Annotated in this window: 18 protein-coding genes; 9 read left to right on the top strand and 9 right to left on the bottom strand. The window is 66.5% G+C overall.

Translation table 11 applies throughout. From position 1 onward, the window contains the following. Positions 1 to 308: 308 nt before the first annotated feature. From ON43_RS40050 to ON43_RS40030, 5 genes are all read left to right on the top strand, one after another. The gene (locus ON43_RS40050) at positions 309 to 1709 is read left to right on the top strand and encodes an MFS transporter (RefSeq protein ID WP_051180100.1); all 1401 of its coding nucleotides are present in this window, start codon (positions 309 to 311) and stop codon (positions 1707 to 1709) included. A 101-nt stretch (positions 1710 to 1810) separates the two neighbouring features. After that, positions 1811 to 2503, top strand: a complete 693-nt coding sequence (locus ON43_RS40045; RefSeq protein ID WP_040816065.1) for a VC0807 family protein — start codon at positions 1811 to 1813, stop codon at positions 2501 to 2503. Further along, on the top strand, positions 2496 to 3155 hold the full coding sequence (locus tag ON43_RS40040; RefSeq protein ID WP_063712722.1) for a TMEM175 family protein: 660 nt from the start codon (positions 2496 to 2498) through the stop codon (positions 3153 to 3155). The genes ON43_RS40045 and ON43_RS40040 overlap by 8 nt, the downstream gene beginning before the upstream one ends. A 46-nt stretch (positions 3156 to 3201) precedes the next feature. Next, positions 3202 to 3693 (top strand): VOC family protein, encoded by a 492-nt coding sequence (locus tag ON43_RS40035; RefSeq protein WP_040816064.1) that lies wholly within the window; start codon positions 3202 to 3204, stop codon positions 3691 to 3693. Further along, positions 3690 to 5147: an FAD-binding protein gene (locus ON43_RS40030; protein WP_040816062.1), complete on the top strand. Its 1458-nt coding sequence runs from the start codon at positions 3690 to 3692 to the stop codon at positions 5145 to 5147. The genes ON43_RS40035 and ON43_RS40030 overlap by 4 nt, the downstream gene beginning before the upstream one ends. Here the strand turns inward: ON43_RS40030 and ON43_RS40025 are convergent. From ON43_RS40025 to ON43_RS40015, 3 genes are all read right to left on the bottom strand, one after another. Continuing rightward, positions 5123 to 6283, bottom strand: a complete 1161-nt coding sequence (locus ON43_RS40025) for a DUF4132 domain-containing protein (RefSeq protein ID WP_040816061.1) — start codon at positions 6281 to 6283, stop codon at positions 5123 to 5125. The two genes, ON43_RS40030 and ON43_RS40025, sit on opposite strands and share 25 nt — an antisense overlap. Before the next feature lie 36 nt (positions 6284 to 6319). Then, positions 6320 to 6922, bottom strand: coding sequence for a TetR/AcrR family transcriptional regulator (locus tag ON43_RS40020; protein WP_245569047.1), 603 nt, complete (start codon positions 6920 to 6922; stop codon positions 6320 to 6322). A 99-nt stretch (positions 6923 to 7021) separates the two neighbouring features. Next, positions 7022 to 7642 carry a TetR/AcrR family transcriptional regulator gene (locus tag ON43_RS40015; RefSeq protein ID WP_051180097.1) on the bottom strand — a complete coding sequence of 207 codons (621 nt, stop codon included), beginning with the start codon at positions 7640 to 7642 and terminating at the stop codon, positions 7022 to 7024. Positions 7643 to 7717: 75 nt separating this feature from the next. On the opposite strand from ON43_RS40015, the gene ON43_RS40010 reads away from it, so the two are divergent. From ON43_RS40010 to ON43_RS39995, 4 genes are all read left to right on the top strand, one after another. Beyond that, positions 7718 to 9058 carry a YhgE/Pip domain-containing protein gene (locus tag ON43_RS40010; protein ID WP_083914290.1) on the top strand — a complete coding sequence of 447 codons (1341 nt, stop codon included), beginning with the start codon at positions 7718 to 7720 and terminating at the stop codon, positions 9056 to 9058. A gap of 98 nt (positions 9059 to 9156) precedes the next feature. Then, a complete protein-coding gene (locus tag ON43_RS40005; protein WP_051180095.1) occupies positions 9157 to 9843 on the top strand; it encodes a GAF and ANTAR domain-containing protein in 687 nt (228 codons plus the stop codon). Positions 9844 to 9957: 114 nt separating this feature from the next. After that, on the top strand, positions 9958 to 10668 hold the full coding sequence (locus ON43_RS40000; protein ID WP_040816113.1) for a GAF and ANTAR domain-containing protein: 711 nt from the start codon (positions 9958 to 9960) through the stop codon (positions 10666 to 10668). Positions 10669 to 10883: 215 nt separating this feature from the next. Then, positions 10884 to 11495, top strand: a complete 612-nt coding sequence (locus ON43_RS39995; protein ID WP_245569045.1) for a sigma-70 family RNA polymerase sigma factor — start codon at positions 10884 to 10886, stop codon at positions 11493 to 11495. Between the two features lie 13 nt (positions 11496 to 11508). On the opposite strand, the gene ON43_RS39990 is transcribed toward ON43_RS39995, so the two are convergent. From ON43_RS39990 to ON43_RS39965, 6 genes are all read right to left on the bottom strand, one after another. After that, on the bottom strand, positions 11509 to 12999 hold the full coding sequence (locus tag ON43_RS39990; protein WP_040816057.1) for an MFS transporter: 1491 nt from the start codon (positions 12997 to 12999) through the stop codon (positions 11509 to 11511). Positions 13000 to 13069: 70 nt separating this feature from the next. Further along, entirely contained in the window at positions 13070 to 13465 is a 396-nt protein-coding gene (gene mscL, locus ON43_RS39985; RefSeq protein WP_040816055.1) for a large conductance mechanosensitive channel protein MscL, read from the bottom strand. Between the two features lie 50 nt (positions 13466 to 13515). Further along, positions 13516 to 15072 (bottom strand): BCCT family transporter, encoded by a 1557-nt coding sequence (locus tag ON43_RS39980; RefSeq protein ID WP_051180089.1) that lies wholly within the window; start codon positions 15070 to 15072, stop codon positions 13516 to 13518. 85 nt (positions 15073 to 15157) lie between these two features. Then, on the bottom strand, positions 15158 to 15541 hold the full coding sequence (locus ON43_RS39975) for a hypothetical protein (RefSeq protein ID WP_040816054.1): 384 nt from the start codon (positions 15539 to 15541) through the stop codon (positions 15158 to 15160). Between the two features lie 12 nt (positions 15542 to 15553). Further along, entirely contained in the window at positions 15554 to 15769 is a 216-nt protein-coding gene (locus ON43_RS39970) for a CsbD family protein (protein WP_157514421.1), read from the bottom strand. An 81-nt stretch (positions 15770 to 15850) separates the two neighbouring features. Further along, on the bottom strand, positions 15851 to 17149 hold the full coding sequence (locus ON43_RS39965; protein ID WP_040816051.1) for a D-arabinono-1,4-lactone oxidase: 1299 nt from the start codon (positions 17147 to 17149) through the stop codon (positions 15851 to 15853). Positions 17150 to 17178 lie beyond the last annotated feature (29 nt).

The raw sequence follows: 17178 nt of genomic DNA, 5'->3' as shown, positions 1-17178 counted from the left end.
CATTTCCCCGTTCATCGACGCGGGGCCGGTGATCGATGGACTCATGGAGATGATGCATGTGTATTGCACCCCTTCTCAGCGCAAGGCGTACTGGCGGACTCGCCGGGCCAACATGTGATTCGGAGTGCCTGAGGTCAGGTAACCCGGGGAAAGATAAACGAAAAGTGTGGTGGCGTCGCCTGCCCTACCGGACTTGGGCTGACGCCGGGTTGGGAGCCGTGACTCACCTTCCAGCCCACGGACTGCACGGATCACCTTCTAAAGATCGTGTAAGTTCAATCAGGATTGCTGCTTGTTTGCTTCGGTGAATGTTGCCCGGGTTGCGAGGAGGCTGCGTGAGTTCGGTTATCGATGATGCGCCATTTACCTCGTTTCATAAGCGGTTGGCTGTGGCTTGTTCTGGTGGGCCGTTGCTCGATGGGTACATCTTGAGCATTGTGGGGACGGCTCTGATCGGGATGAGGGCCGAGTTGGATCTGAGTACCGGGGATACACAGTTGATCGGGGCTGCGGCGTTGGTGGGGATGTTTGTGGGTGGGGCGTTGTTCGGGGTGTTGACGGACAAGATCGGGCGGGAGGTGATGTATACCGCCGACCTTGTGGTGATGGGGGCGTGTTCGATTGCGTCGTTCTGGGCCGAATCCACCTGGCTGATCGTGATTTTGCGGTTCATTCTCGGGATGGCGGTGGCGGCTGACTATCCGATCGCCACCTCGTTGCTGGGGGAGTGGTTGCCGCTCAAGCAGCGGGGGAAGTTGCTCGGGTTTCAGATCGTGGCCTGGTATGCGGGGTCGGTGCTCGCGTATGTCGTGGGGTATCTGCTGCTGACCTTCGGTGGCAATGGGTCCTGGCGGTGGCAGTTGGCCAGTGGCGCGGTCTTGTGCGCGTTCTTCCTGATCATCCGGCAGAGCACTGCGCCGGAGTCGCCGCGCTGGCTGGCGCAGCACGGCAAGGCCGACAAGGCCGCCGCGATGATCGAGAAGTTCCTGCATGTGCGGGTGGATCCGGCGTCGCTGGTCGAGGCGGGGGAGGAAGGGCATCCGGCGAAGCACGGGTCGTTGCGGGAGTTGTTCCGGCCGACCTATCGCAAGCGGACGATCTTCTGCTGCGGGTTCTTCCTGTGCCAGGTGGCGGTGCTGTTCGCCATGCTGACCTTCGGGCCGCAGATTCTCGCCGCGTTCGGGATGCCCGAGGGCACTTGGATGGACACCCTCGGTACCGCGCTCATCAGCATGGTGTTCCTCATCGGCTGCCTGCCCGCCATGCGGCTCATCGATACCGTCGGGCGGCGGCCCACCATCGTGTGGTGTTTCGGGCTGATGATCATTCCGGTGCTGCTCATCGGCGTCTGGCCGACCATGCCGACCTTCCTGGCGTTCGGCATGTTGCTGCTCTACGCGTTCTTCTGCGGTGGTCCCAACGTGCTGGACTGGACGTATCCGAACGAGTTGTTCCCCACCCACATTCGTGCGACCGCCGTCGGGTTCGCGACCTCCATCAGCCGAGTGGGCGCGGCGCTGGGTACCTATCTGCTGCCCTGGTCGCTTGATCATCTGGGCATGGGGCCGACCTTCCTGTTCGCGGCGGCGCTGACCGCGGTCGGCTTCCTGATCTGTGTCTGGGGTGCTCCGGAAACCAAGGGGCATCGCCTGGAATCCGCTGCGGCCGCGCCGGTTCCGGTCGTCGCGGTGGCTCCGAAGCCGGCATGACAACTGTCATGGCCGGGAGGTGATGGTTGGCAGATTCGGGGCGGGGCGCGCGTCCGTAGCGTCATTCCTGTAGCGATCAACCCGATTACAGGAGTTCCGAAATGGCCGACCACACCACCGTTGTGAACGCGCCCCAGGGGGCGGAGACTCGTCCGAATCTGGTGCGGATGCTCGCGCCTACCGCCCGCGATATCGGGGTGCCGTTGGCCGCCTACTACGCCCTGCACTGGGCCGGGTACTCGGATTTCGCGGCGCTGCTGGCGGGTGCGGTGTTCTCCGGAGTCATGGTGCTCATCGAGGTGGTTCGGGCTCGGCGGATCGACTTCATGTCCGCGCTCATTCTGGGCGGGTTCGTGTTCGGGATCGTGAGTTCGATGATCAGCGGGGATGCCCGGATGATGATCGTGCGGGATTCGTTCACCACCGCGGTGATCGGTGCGGCCTTCGCGGGCAGCGCCCTCATCGGGAAGCCGCTGACCTACCTGGCCGCTCGCAAGGCGTTCGCGGGGTCGCCGCAGAAGCTGGCGGAGATGCAGTACAAGTACGACACCATCCCGGCCATCCGGCGGACGCACAATCGGATCGCCGGGATGTGGGGTGTGGGGTTGCTCGGTGAGGCCGCGGTGCGGATCGTGCTGGCCTACCAGTTGCCGATTCACACCATGGCGTGGCTGTCGAGCGTGCTGATGATCGGGATCACCGCGGTGCTGATGGTCATCACCATTCGAACCATCAAGCGGGCCAAGGAAACTGAGGCGGCGCGCGAATCGGGTTACGCTTCGGTGCATGAGTGAGAGTTCGGTTCCGAGCGGTACCTTGACGGGGACCGCTCGGGTCGAGGCGTTCAGCGACGGGGTGATGGCTATTGCCATCACCCTTTTGATTTTGGATATCCGGGTGCCCGATCACGAACCGGGGCATCTGCTGCGGGAACTCGTGCACATTTGGCCCTCGTATCTCGCGTATCTGGCGTCGTTCGTGACGATCGGCGTCGTATGGATGAATCACCACACCTTCTTCGGGCGGCTGCGGCGCATCGATCATGTGTTGCGGTGGTGGAATCTGGTTCTGCTGCTAGGGGTTTCGCTGATTCCGTTCCCGACCATCGTGATCGCGGACAACCTGGTGCACGGGACTCGGCAGGATGCCGTGGTGGCGGTGGCGCTGTATGGGATCGTGGGGGTCATCATGACCATTCCGTGGGCTCCCATGTGGCGGCAGCTCGAGAAGCATCCGGAGATGTTGCGGCCGGGGCTGGGGGCCGACTATGCGCGGCGGGAGCGGTGGCGGGCCTGGCCCGGGCTGCTGGTTTACGCGGTGACCATCGGGATCGGATTCCTGTCTCCGATCGTGGCATTGGTGCTGTATCTGCTGGTCTCCACCTTCTACGGCCTGAGCAACCAGACCTGGTCCTCGCCGGCCGATCCGGATCCGGACGAAGAATGACCCTTGCCAATTTAAGCGGATGTGATTAACTGCCCGAGTGGACAGCATGAGCGTGGCGAAGGGGCCGGTCAGCCAGATTGCCTGGGTGGTCGAGGACATCGCCGCTGGTGAGGACTTCCTGCGGACGATTCTGGGTGCGCGCAACTGGATGCGGATGCCGGACATCCACTTCGGGCCGGAGAGCACCGTCTACCGGGGCGCGGCAGCGGACTTCGTCGCGCATATCTCGTTGTCGTACAGCGGGGACACGCAGCTCGAACTGATTCAGCCGGTGCGGGGAGAGTCGATCTACACCGAATTCCTCGAACGCTCCGGGCCGGGGCTGCATCACATCTGCCTGGAGCCCGACGATTTCGACGCGGCGTTGAAAGATGCTGCGGCACAGGGGATCGACGTGGTGCAGCGGGGGGATATGGGCGGGCAGATGCGGTTCGCCTATCTCGACGGGGCTGCCTCGGGGGTGCCGTTCGTCGAACTCGCGGAGATCGGGCCGAACATGCGGCTGTTCTTCGAGCAGATCAAGAAGGATGCGCAGTGAGCACTGAGATACCGGAAATTCTTGCGGCGGAGTCGGTTTTCGGCTGGTCCGATGAGTTCGATGTGGTGGTCGCCGGGTTCGGGATCGCGGGCGGGTGTGCTGCGGTCGAGGCTGCCGCTCGGGGCGCTCGGGTGCTGGTGCTGGAACGGGCGGGGGTCGCGGGTGGGACGACGGCGCTCGCGGGTGGGCATTTCTACCTCGGGGGCGGGACGGCCGTGCAGCAGGCCACCGGGCACTCCGATTCCGTCGACGAGATGTACAAGTACCTGCTGTCGGTGGCGCGGGATCCGGAACCGGAGAAGATCCGCGCCTACTGCGAGGGCAGCGTCGAGCATTTCGACTGGCTGGAGAGCCTCGGGTTCGAGTTCGAGCGCAGCTACTACCCGGAGAAGGCGGTCATCCAGCCGGGCACCCAGGGGCTGATGTACACCGGCAACGAAAAGGTCTGGCCCTACCGGGAACAGGCGACGCCCGCGCCGCGCGGGCACAAGGTGCCGGTGCCGGGGGATACCCAGGGGGCGGCGATGATCATCGAGTTGCTGGTGAAGCGAGCTGCCGCGCTGGGCGTGGAGGTGCGGTACGAGACCGGGGTGACGAATCTGATTGCCGACGCCGATGGTGCGGTGGTCGGGGTTGCCTGGAAGAACCTCGGAAAAACCGGTGTGGTGCGGGCGAAGTCGGTGGTGCTTGCCGCCGGCGGGTTCGTCATGAACAGCGACATGGTGGCCGAGCATGTGCCGTGGCTGGCCGAGAAGCCGTTCGTGCTGGGCACGCCGTTCGACGACGGGCTGGGCCTGCGGCTCGGCGTCTCGGCGGGCGGTGCGACCCGGATGATGGATCAGGCGTTCGTGACCGCGCCGGTGTATCCGCCGGCCAAGCTGCTGACCGGAATCATCGTGAACCGCAACGGGGAACGGTTCGTCGCCGAGGATTCCTATCACGCCCGCACCTCCGCGTTCGTGCTCGATCAGCCGGGCGCGGTGGCGTATCTGATCGTGGACGCCGAGCACATGGAACGGCCCATGTTCCCGCTCGCCCCGTTCATCGACGGGTGGGAAACCGTGGAGGAGATGGCGTCCGCGCTCGGAATCCCGTACGAGACACTGCGATCCACCCTCGACAGCTACAACGAGAACGCGGCGCGCGGCGAGGACCCAGAATTCCACAAGGCGGCCGAATGGCTGCAACCGCAGGATAACGGCCCGTGGGCGGCCTTCGACCTGACGCTGGGCAAGGCGCTGTACGCGGGCTTCACTCTCGGCGGGCTGCGTACCTCGGTCGATTCGGAAGTGCTGCGGGACAACGGCTCACCGATTCCCGGCCTCTACGCCGCGGGTGCCACCGCGTCCACGCTGGCCCAGGACGGCAAGGGTTACTCCAGCGGCACCCAGCTCGGTGCGGGCTCATTCTTCGGCCGCCGCGCCGGTCGTCACGCGGCGAGCCGCTCCAGCTGACGGATCAGCTCCGAGGCGGCCACGGGATCGAGCATCCCGAACGTGCCGCCTCGGAGTTCTACCGACAGAATCCGTTGCCGCTCAGCCTCATAGCGCAGACCGCCTTCCAACCCGGGATCGAGCGCGACGGTAACCTCTCGCGTCGGGCTGAACCGGCGATACAGCGCCTCGCGGGTGACCTCCCAGCCCGACTCCTGTAGCGCGAACATGCGATCCGTGCGAATCTCCCGGGACGCGAAGCGCGACAGGCTGTTCGATTCCGATTCGTCCGGCGTGAGCTTGTAGACCTGCCGCTCCAACTGCTCGAACGGCTGCCGTAACCGCTTGTCGGCGAACACATCCCGCCAGGCCTCGATCGCCTCGCCGAGATGAATCGGATGAGCCACTCCTATCAGCCCATCCACCGCCAGCTCGACCTCCACCCCATCGACGTCGTAAACCTTGTGCTCGGCATCCATCCGGAATGCCCTCCCGGCCGTCCCCGATTTGTCGAAGCTCGCCCACACCAGCCGCGCGGCCAACGGCCCCAACGCGGGATCCTCCGCGACCAGCCGCCGATGCGCCCCCACGCGCCACCGCCGCCCATCCACCATGGCCGCCTCGAATCGCCGAATCTGGTCCGTGGTAACCGATTTCGGGTCCGTGCGAACGGCTTCCTCGACCGGTGCCGCCGCGAGCCGCACCCGCACCCGGCTGCTCAATGCCTCGGCATCGGCCGCGGCCTCCTCACCCGTCCCGAGCTGCCGCAGCCACGGCGTCATCCGCCCGGCCACCGGTTCGGGTCGCTCCACGACAACCGCGCGCCGGGCCTCCACCACGTCTCTCACGAACGTATGCCCGTGCTCGATCATCCAACTGTCCACGAACCGATCGATGAACTCCCGCTCCCGCTCGACCCCGATCCGATAGGTCACCCCCGCGAACTGCGCGATGGCGAACACCACCGCCGCCCCCTCCGGCGTGCACGGCCCCTCCGGCGCGGCAACGTATTCCGCCGCCGCGTCGGCAAGCTTCTCCAGTCCGTCCAGCCGGGCAGCCAACAGCACCGTGTCCACCACCGCCCGGTGCCGCCGTAGCAGTCTGCGCACCGCCGCGGTGGCCTGCGGATCAGGCCAGTGTTCAACCCCGTTCGTCACGTCTCCGATTTTGCCGCCGCCCACCGACAGCGGCGGCTAGGCCGGGGCGCGGACGATGAGGGAGACGGCCATGGGGACGAGGACCTCGACCAGGTCGCTCACCGGGGGTCTCGGGTCGGACAGGAGCCATTCGTGGGCCAAGCCGTTGATGGCGCCGATCAGGGCGCTGGCGGCTAGTTCCGGGTTGCCGAGGATGGTGGCGTTGGCGCCACCCAAAGGCGGAACGGCGAGGCGGATGATTTCTATCCAGGCGTGGCGGCGTTCGCGGCGGTGTTTTTCCATGCGCTCGCTGACGCCTACGACTTCCACGAAGGCGACCTTGGCTCGGTAGGGGTCCGAGCCGATGGAGCTGAGGAAGGCGGCTAGGGCGTGGGTGACCATCGCGGTGGGGTCGGCAGGATCGGGCTGGGTGCCTTGGAGGGCTGCGGCCAGGGCGGCGCCCGCGTCGTTCTGGATCTGGTCGTAGGCGGCGACCAGGACGTCCTCGCGGGTTTGGAACTCCTCGTAGAACTGTCGTTTCGACAGGCCGGCGGCGGCGCACACATCGGCCAGCGAACAGTTGGCGTAGCCGCGTTCGCCGAAGATGTGGATGGCGGCGTCCAGGAAGCGCTGCCTGCGTTCGGCTTTTCGTTCGGTCACGGCGCGTCCGCCGTATTGCCTGCCTTCGATCGTCACGGTCGTTTCTCGATGGTCACGCCTGAAAGGTTACGGGTGGCTCCATTCCGAACCGTGCAAACCTCAGCGACGCGGACGCAAACCGTCCAGCATGTGGGTGACCATCTCGTCGAAGAGACTGTCGGCCTCCTCGGCGTCGATCAGGCCGGAACCCAGGATGGCGGCCAGGCCCTGCAGGGCGGCGACGGCGGAAAGACAGATGCGGCGGGGGTCGCCCTGGACCACCTCGCCGCGGGATTGCGCGTCGGTGACCATCTGGATCGGGACCGTGAACGCGCGGGCGGCGGTCTCGCCGATGGCGGGGGTGGGGCTGTTCTTGCGGGCGAACATGAGGGCCAGCAGAGCCGGATTGTCGATGGCGAAGCGCAGGTAGGTCTCCGCCATGGCGCGCATGCGCTCCAGGAAAGTGCCGGAGGCGTCGGCCTTTTCGAAGCCGCTGCCCAGGCGCTCGAAGCCCGCGACGGTGAGCGCGTCCAGCAGGGCCTGCTTGTCGCGGAAGTGGCGGCTCGGCGCGGCGTGGCTGACGCCGGTGTCGCGGGCCAGGCCGCGCAGCGACAGGCCGTCGACGCCGGCGCTGCGCAGGGTCTCCTCGGCGCGGCGCAGCAGTTCGGCGCGCAGGTCTCCGTGGTGGTAGGAACGCGCGCGCTCCACCACCTCGCGGGCTTTGCGCTTGGTGATGCTCATGGTGAGAGCAGGATATCGGACACACTCGCCGATGTTGGCGTTGACTACTTTGTTGACGGTGCCTACATTCGTGCCATGGCGAAAGACAGTGTTTCCGTGACGGGCAGCGGTGCGTCCGTGACCGGCCGTGTGCCGCTGCGCGGCTGGTTCGCACCCGCGCTGGTGCTCACCCTGCTCGCGGCGCTGATCGGCACCATGTACCTGGGCTACACCTCCGACCCGGAGAAGAACCTGCACGACTTCCCGGTCGCCCTGGTCAACCAGGATGTCGGCGACGTGATGGACGGCAAGACGGTGAACATCGGCGATCAGATCGCCGACGCGCTGACCGCCAAGATCCCCACCGACAAGATCGATCTGCGGGCGGTCGGGATCAACGAGGCCCGGCAGCAGCTCAGCAACGGCCAGGTCTACGGCGCGATCATCATTCCGGGCGACTTCACCAAGCGGGTGTCCATTCTCGCGGCGGCCTCGGTGGTGCCGGGGGATGTGGAGCGGCCGGTGATCACCGTGCAGACCAATCCGCGCGCGGGCACCTACGCGTCCTCGATCATGCAGCGGATCACCGATCGGGCCATGGCACAGGTGAATACGACCGTCGGCGCGCAACTGACCGATCAGGTGAAGGCCAAGCTGGCGCCGCACGACGGGGCCCCGGCCACCGAATTGAGCGGCGCCGCACGGCTGCAGCTGGCCAAGCCCATCGACGTGGTGGTGAGCCCGTACCGGCCGCTGCCCGCCGGGACCGGACAGGGACTGTCGGCGTTCTTCTACACCCTCGTGCTGCTGTTCGCGGGCTTCAGCGGTGCCATGATCATCCACTCGATGATCGACAACGTGCTCGGTTATCTCCCGGCCGAATACGGCCCGTGGTTCCGCGCGCCGGAGCCGCAGCAGATCAGCCGCTGGCACACGCTGCTGGTGAAGTGGGCCATCGCCGCGATGACCGCGCCGGTGCTCTCGGGCATGTTCATGGGTATCGCCACCCTGTTCGGCATGCCGATCGACGAACCGCTGCCGCTGTTCCTCTACGGCACCCTGGCCGTCATCGCGGTGGCGGTGACGGGGCTGTCGGTGCTGGCCGCCTTCGGGACCATGGGCCTGCTGATCAATATGATCGTGTTCGTGGTGCTGGGTCTGCCGTCGTCGTCGGGTTCGATTCCGGTCGAGGCGATTCCGCGATGGATCGCGTCGCTGTCCAGCTTCGAGCCGATGCATCAGATCTATCTGTCGGTGCGCGCGATCCTGTTCTTCGACGGGCATCTGGAGGCGGGCCTGAGCACGGGCATCTGGATGACTTTGTTCGGGTTGACTTTCGGGTTGCTGCTGGGTGCGGTCGCCACGCACACCTATGACCTGCGGGGTCTTTACCGGCTCGGTGTGCCGCATCGCGCGGAATCCGCCCACGCACAGTGACTTTCGGCCCTGTTCGTTGTCGAGCTGTGACAGTGATACTGGCGCTGGGCACCGAATAACTCATCGCCGGGCGATGATTGTGGGGCGGTTCGATGGTGATGGCTTCGTCGCAGTTCGACCAACTGACGGGACAGTTCCTGCGTGCCGTAAGGGATGCGGGTGGCGGCCTCGGGGCGGTGTGCGCCGCCTGCGTACGGGTGCTACCGGTGCGCCGGGCCGCCATCGTGCTGGAGGAACGCGACGCGGGCATGCAACCCTGGTGCGCCAGTGACGAATTCGCCGAACGGGTGGAATTGGCGCAGGCCACGGCCGGGGAGGGGCCCGCGGTCACGGCGGTCGCCGACGGGGTGCCGGTGATCGTCACCGATCTGCGCGTGGGCTGCGAGCACTGGCCGGGATTCGCCGAGGCGCTGGCGGCGCGACCGGTGACGGGCTCGCTGTTCGCGGTCCCGTTGCGGCTGGGCTCGATTCGGCTCGGCGCGGTCGATCTGTATCGCGAGACGCTCGGGCGGCCGGGGCCGCGGTTGCAGTCGGCGGCGCTGCACATCGCCGATCTGGTCACCGCCAGCCTGGTGCTGGCCACCGGCGACGAGGCGCGGCAGTGGGCACAGCCGTTGTCCAGCCGCTGGATTCACCAGGCGGCGGGCATGACCAGCGCCCAGCTCGGCATCGAGATCGCCGACGCCTACGCCCGCCTGCGCGGATACGCCTTCACACACGGGCTTTCGCTCGTCGAGGTGGCGCGGCGGGTGGTGGAGCGCGAGATTCGGATCGAGGCCGAATGAGCGCAACTCTCCCGCGCGACCCCGCCCGGCAAATACCATGGGCTGACGGCAGGAGCGGCACAGAAAACTTACGTGGCGGACACCCGGAGGTTCCGCCGATGCGGGGTGATGGCGGTGTCCGACAGTGAGTTGCTGGTAGCGGTATTGGCGAGGTTCGCGCGGCTGTTACCGGCGGCACACGAACTGCCCGATATTCTGGGCGAATTGATGCGCAGTGCGATCGATGTGCTGGAACCGGGCGGTGTGACGGTGGCGCTGTCCCCACAATTGCGTGGCGACCGGTCGGAACTATTCGGTGGGATACCCGAGGATCTGCTGGATCTCGAGGTCTGCCAACGCGATTACGCGCGCGGGCCGGGCGTGGTCGCCTATGCCTGCGGGGCGCCGGTGACCGTCACCGATATCGGCAGCTACGGCGATATGTGGCCGGAGTACACGAGTCTGGCTGGGCGGCACCGGATTTCCTCGGTGGCCGCGGTGCCCATGCGGCTCGACGACACCGAAGCCGGTGTGCTGAGCCTGTATTCGCGTGACCAGCGGCAATGGACCGGCAAGGACCTGTCGGTGGCGACGCTGCTGGCCGGCATGGCGACCGGGCACATCGTCACCGCGAATCTGGTGCAGCGTCACCAGCGGGTCACCGAACAGCTGCAGCACGCGTTGACGACGCGGATCGTGGTGGAGCAGGCCAAGGGCGTGATCGCGCACGCGCACCACACGACGCCGGATGCGGCCTTCGAATTGATTCGGGCTCATGCCCGCCGAAATCGGGTCACGGTGCATGCGGTCGCCCATGGCATTGTTGAACTGGGGCTTAGCATCTGATCTCCGTCTCCGCGCCGGCCAGGTTTGCCGGGAATAAAGTACGGTTAAATAGTTCGGGCGCTCCGGCCGGTAGCGGCCTGTAGCCTGGATTGTTGGCGGAACCGAAAGCCCCTGTCCCCGGCCGGTTTCCGTGCGCGGTTGGCGGCCGTCCCAGTCCCTCGACGGCTCGTTTTGGCAAGTCTGTGCTCGCTGTACCCGTCGATCTGGGGGCGATCGTGAATTCCTCACGTGCATCGCAAATTTCCGCTGCCCATCAGCCCTGCTCACCACCGACCCGCCGCGCCCGCCGCGGTAGCGAATTCGATCAGCTGCTCCGCCGGATCGCGACCGGAGACCGAGACGCCTACGAGGAGCTCTACCGCCGCACCCGTGGCCTCGTCTATACCCGCGTACTGAACATCGTGTGCGACACCGGATATGCCGAGGAGACGTGTCATGAAGTTTATCTCCAGGTCTGGCGCAGCGCGGGCGGATTCGACCCGGCCCGCGGCAACGCACTGACCTGGCTCACCACCCTCGCCCACCATCAGGCGGTGGATCGGGTGCGCCGCGAATGCAGCGCGGCCGGGCACGAACACCGTTGGGGCGTTTGCGATTACCGTCCCGCCATCGATGTGGTGGCCGAGGAGATCCTGCGGCGGCAGGACGAACGGGCCATCCGGCGCGGACTGGCCACGCTCACACCGCATCAGCGGGAATCGGTGGTTCTCGCGTTCTACGGAGGGCTCACCTACGCACAAGTCGCGGCGCGGCTCGGCATCGGGCTGCCCGCGGTGAAGGCGCGGATCAGGTCCGGGCTGGCACAGCTGAAAGTCTCACTGGCATAAGCCGATTCGGTTCCTAATGTGCGGAGGTCGCCTTGAATCCGCGCGGCACCAAGATCACCGTGAGCACCGCGACCGCGCCCACCATGGCGGTCGAGATCCAGGAGGTGGTGGTCAACGCCGAATCGAAGGCGTGCTGGGCGATCTTCAGCACCTGCTCGCCGGTCGATCCGCCGATCTTGTCCGCGACATACGCCGCGCCGCCCACCGAGCCCCGCGCCTCGGCCAGATCGTCGCCCTGCAGCGGCAATCCGGTCATGTGGCTGGTGAACAGGCGGCCGTGAATGCTGCCCAGCAGCGCCACACCCAGGCCGATGCCGAGTTCGTAGTTGGTCTCCTCGACCGCGCCCGCCTGCCCGGCGCGTTCGGGCGGGACCGCGGCCACCAGGACCGCGGCGGCCGTGGTGATGGCGACGCCGTCGCCGATGCCGAGGCAGGTCAGGATGAGCGCCACGATCGGATAGGTGGTGGTGGGCACGGCGGCCAGCACGAAGAAGCCGACCGCCAGCGCGCCCAGGCCGAATGCCATGAGCACGCGCACGCCGACGCGCTGCATGAGCCAGGGCGTGGCCAGCGAACCGAGCAGGGTGGCGACGGCCGCGGGCAGGGTGCGGACACCGGCCTGCGAGGGGGTGTAGCCGTGGATGTACTGCAGCCACAAGGAGATCAGGAACAGGGCCGCGCCGATGGCGAGCATGGCCAGCAGGGTGGCGAGCGCCGCCGCGGTGAAGGCCCGGTTGCGGAACAGCCGGACATCCAGCAGCGGGTCCGGTGACTTCAGCTGGCGATAGGCGAACAGGCCCAGCAGGACGAACGCCGCGACCATGATGACCAGGTCGATCGGGGCCGGATTGCCCTTGGCCACATGCTTGATACCCCACGCCAGCGCCACGATGCCGAGCACGGAGATGACCGCGCTGGCCCAGTCCAGGCTGCCGTGTTGCGGCGCACGGTATTCCGGCAGCAGCCACAGCCCGGCGCTGACGGTGATGATGACGACCGGCACATTCAGCCAGAAGGCCGCCGACCACCCGAACGCCTCGACCAGATGGCCGCCGACCAGCGGGCCGATGGCCGCGCCCGCACCCGCCACCGACGCCCAGATGCCGATGGCCAGGGTGCGTTCCTTGTCATCGGTGAAGATATTGCGGATCAGCGAGAGCGTGGACGGCATCACCATGGCCCCGCCGACACCCAGCAATGCGCGGCCCGCGATGAGCTGGGCCGGATCGTGCGCGGTCGCCGCCACGATCGAGGCCAGGCCGAACAGGATGAAGCCCGCCAGGAACAGCCGCTTGCGCCCGTAGCGGTCGCCGATCGCGCCGCAGGTGATGAGCAGGCCGCCCAGCACCAGGCCGTAGAGGTCGACGATCCAAAGCTGTTCCATGGGACTGGGTTCCATGTGATCGATGAGCGACGGCAGCGCGACGTTCAGGATCGTCGCGTCCATCGCCACCAGCAGCAGGCTCGCGCAGAGCACGGCGAGCATGGCCCAGCGGCTCGGCACGGGCTCCTCCTCGAATAGGCGTTGATTCAGGCTGGCAACAACCTGGCTAAGCCTACTCGAGAGGTTTGGGCTACTTGCCCGCGTTCTGCTTGGCCAGCAGGTCGCGGATCTCGGTGAGCAGCTCCAGCTCGGTCGGATCGGCCTTCACCGCGGTGGGCTTGGACAGCCGGTTCTTGAGCGTGTTCATCGGCAGGATGAGCACGAAGTAGAGGACCGCGGCGACGCAGACGAAGTTGATGCCCGCGCTGATGATCGGTCCGAGCGCCACGAAGGTCGACGGCTTACCCGCCAGCAACTGGAAGCCCAGACCGAATTCCTTGTTGCCGCCCAGCGTCGCGAGCAGTGGTTCGAGCACGCCTTTCGTCACCGAGGTGACGATCGCGGTGAAGGCCGTGCCCATGACGACAGCCACCGCGAGATCGATGACATTGCCCCTCATCAGGAACTCTTTGAAGCCTTTGAGCATGACGCAGTAAATCCAATCCGAGACGTTTTCGTAATCTTCCGGGTGGAAGTCTAAGGGCCTTCGGAGCGGAAGGTGCGCACCAACGCGACGCACATCGCGAGCATGACGACGCTGAACGGCAGGGCTATGAGAATGGCCACGGTCTGCAGTGTGGTGAGCGCCGCGGTGCCGGATCCGCTGGCCACGAGCAAAGCCACCGCTACCGCACCCTGGGCGCAGGTCCAGAAGGCTCGGCTCCAGGTCGGCGGCTCCGGATTGCCGCCCGAGGACAGCATGTTCACCACCAGCGCGCCCGAGTCCGCGGATGTGACGAAGAACAAGACGATGACCAGCACCGCCAGGCCCGCGGTGATCGAGCCGCCGGGCAGGGTGTTGAGCAGAGCGAACAGCGAGCTGTCGCGGTCGGGACCGTCCGGTCCGACCAGGCCACCGCCGCCGAACATTTCGCGATGCAGGCCCGCACCGCCGAACACCTCGAACCAGACGAAGGTCAGCAGCGTCGGCACCAGCAGTACGCCCGCCACGAACTCGCGCACGGTGCGGCCGCGCGAGATGCGCGCGATGAAGACGCCGACGAACGGCGCCCAGCTGATCCACCAGCCCCAGTAGAAGACCGTCCACTGCCGGGTCCACGCCGTGCCGTCCGGCCCCTCGGTCGCGCCGGTGTAGAGGCTGATCTTCGGCAGCGTCTGCAGGTACTGGCCGATGTTCTGGACCAGGTCGTCGACGATGAACAGCGTCGGCCCGGCGATCAGCACGTAGAGCAGCAGCATCCCGGCCACGCCCATATTCGCCTGGGAGAGCAGCTTGATGCCCTTGTCCACGCCGGTCGCCACCGAGATGGTGGCCAGCGCGGTGACCGCCACGACCAGCACCACCTGCAGGCCCTTGCCCGGTTCGTGTAGCCAGCCTTGGTAATTCAGCCCCGCCGAGATCTGCAGCACGCCCAGCCCGAGCGAGGTGGCCACGCCGAAGACCGTGCCGATCACCGCCACCACATCGATGACATCCCCGCGCCAGCCCCGAATCCGGTCGCCGACAAGGGATTCCAGTGACCAGCGAATGGAGACCGGCCTGCCCTTGCGGTGGATCGAGTACGCGATGGCCAGCCCGACCACCACATAGATGGCCCACGGATGAATGCCCCAGTGCAGAAACGTCTGCACCATGGCCGAATCCGCGCGCTGGGCCGGAGTCGACCCGACGCCCGGCCGTGGATCCTCGTAGTGGAACAGCGGCTCGGCCACACCCCAGAACACCAGCCCGATCCCCATGCCCGCCGCGAACAGCATGGAAAGCCAAGCGCCGAGCGAGTATTCGGCCTTCTCCCCGTCCTCGCCGAGCGTGATGCCGCCGAATCGGCCCAGCCCCAGCCATATCGCGAACACCACGAACAGGCTCACGATGACGATGTAGTACCAGCCGAATCCGCCGATCACATTGTCCTGCAGGGCTTTCGCCTGACGCGCCGCCGTATCGCGGAAGACGATGGCGTACACGGTGAATGCGGTGACCACGATGGCGGCGGGCCAGAAGACGCGGGGCTCCACCGCCATTCGATGATGGGCCGGAACCGGCTGGGAGGAGGGCTTGCTCGGTGCGCTCACGTCAGGTGTCCCCTGTGATGTCGTATCGAACCAACGAAACAACCCCGATTCCGAGCCCGCAGGCCCGGAATCGGGGTCGGTCGAACTACTTCCCTGACCTGTTCTTCACGGCCGTGACGATCTCGTTGACCGCACCCAGCACGTCCTGTGCCGCATGCTCGAGATTGGCCCGCACCTGTTCCAGGGTTCCCTGCAGATCCTCGGGGGTGATCTTGTCGGCGAATGCCTTCGCCATATCGGCGAGATCGGCGGCCGCGTTCTGGGCACGGTCGGCGAGTTCGGCGGCGGCTCCGCTGGCGCGTTCGGCCAGCTGCCCGGCCACGGCCTCGGCCCGATCCCGCAGGTCGGCGCCGGTGACGCCGAGATCGGTGGTCAGGTCGTCCGCGGTGGTGCGCAGGTCGTCGGCCAAACGTTCGGCGTTCTTGCCGAACTCTCCAGCGTTGGCGTCGAATTCGTCATTCGTCGGCATGGTGCTGATCCCCTACTTCGATCCGCCGCCCAGTTTCTCCTTGACCTTGCCGATGAGACCGCCGACTTTCTCCTTGACGTCCTCGCCGGCGTGCTCGAGTCGTTCCCGCATGTCGTCCATGCCGTCACGGGCCTTGTCGGCGGCTTCGCGCGCCTGATTGCCCATATCCTCGGCGGCGGCCTTGGCCTGGTCGCCCGCCTCGTCCATCTTGTCGCCGAAAGAAGACATCGAAACCTCCCTACGTTGGTCACGCTCGGGTAGTTACAGCGATCTCTCAGCAACCGATACTAGTCCGTTTGTCCAACACCGTCAGTCGACCGGACCAAGCACCCGCTCGAGGTAGGCGTTGGTGAAGCGGCCCTTCGGATCGAACCGGTGGCGGACCGCGGCGAACTTGTCCCAGTCCGGGTAGCGCTCACGCAGCGTCTCGGCGGTCTGGAAGTGCCGCTTACCCCAGTGCGGGCGGCCGTTGTAGCGGTCGAAGACGCGTTCGCAGGCGCGGAAGTACGGCTCGTAGTTCATGCCCTTGTACTGGTGCACCGCGATGTAGCAGGTCTCGCGGCCGCCGGCGGGGGACAGGAAGGCGTCGTCGGGAGCGACCCAGCGCACCTCGATCGGCATCGGGGTGTCGAAATGCTTGGCTACATCCTTGATTTCGCGGATGGCGTCCGCCGAATGCTCGCGCGGGATGGCGTATTCCATCTCGGTGAAGCGGAACAGGCGCGGGCTGGCGAAGACCCGGTAGGAGCGGTCGACCTGGTGGCCGTTGCTGCCCGCGGCGGTCGCTGCGCGCTGGATCGCGGGGATGAGGCTGGGACGGCGGCGGCCGAGGCGGCAGGCCATATCGAAGGCGTGATTGGACAGCACGACGTCGGAGAGCCACTCGGTGGCCTTGCCGCGCGGTTGCTCGGGCAGCTCGACTCGGTTGTTGCGCTTGGTCATCGCCAGCGGGCTGTGCGGGAACGCGAAGAATTCGAAGTGCTCGTTGCCGTCGACGTAGGTGTCGAGATCGGCCAGGATCTCCTCGACCGGGATCGGGCGTTCGATGCCCTCGAGTACGAACGAGGGGACCATCTGCAGGGTGACGGCGGTGACCACGCCGAGCGCGCCCACATTCACCCGCGCCGCGCGCCAGCCGTCCGGATCGGTCTGCTCGTTGAGCTCGACCCGACTGCCGTCGGCGAGCATGAGCTCCACCGAATGCAGTGCGGCCGAAAGGTTCTGGAGCTTGGAGCCGGTGCCGTGGGTGCCGGTGGCGGTCGCGCCCGCGATCGACTGCACGTCGATATCGCCGAGATTGGGGAAGGCCAGGCCCATGGGGTGCAGTGCGGTGCTGGTGGCATTGAGCGTGCGGCCGGCCTCGACGCGGACCAGGCCGCTCTCGCGGTCCACGTTCAGGATCTTGTCCAGCTTGTTCAGCCGCATGAGAGTGCCGTCGGTGAGGACCGCCTCGGTGAAGGAATGCCCGGATCCGGCGACCCGGACGGTGTGGCCGTTCGCTTCGGCCTGTGCGAGTACTGCCGCGACGTCCTCGGGCGAGCTCGGTTCGGCAAAAGATGCCGGGGTACAGCTCTGATCCCCGGCCCAGTTCACCCAAGAGTTGGTCATGCGACCAACTCTAAACCGGGAGTGTGATA

It is taken from the genome of Nocardia concava NBRC 100430 (assembly GCF_000308815.1).
Lineage (GTDB): Bacteria > Actinomycetota > Actinomycetes > Mycobacteriales > Mycobacteriaceae > Nocardia > Nocardia concava.
This window is presented reverse-complemented; position numbering and strand designations above follow the sequence as displayed.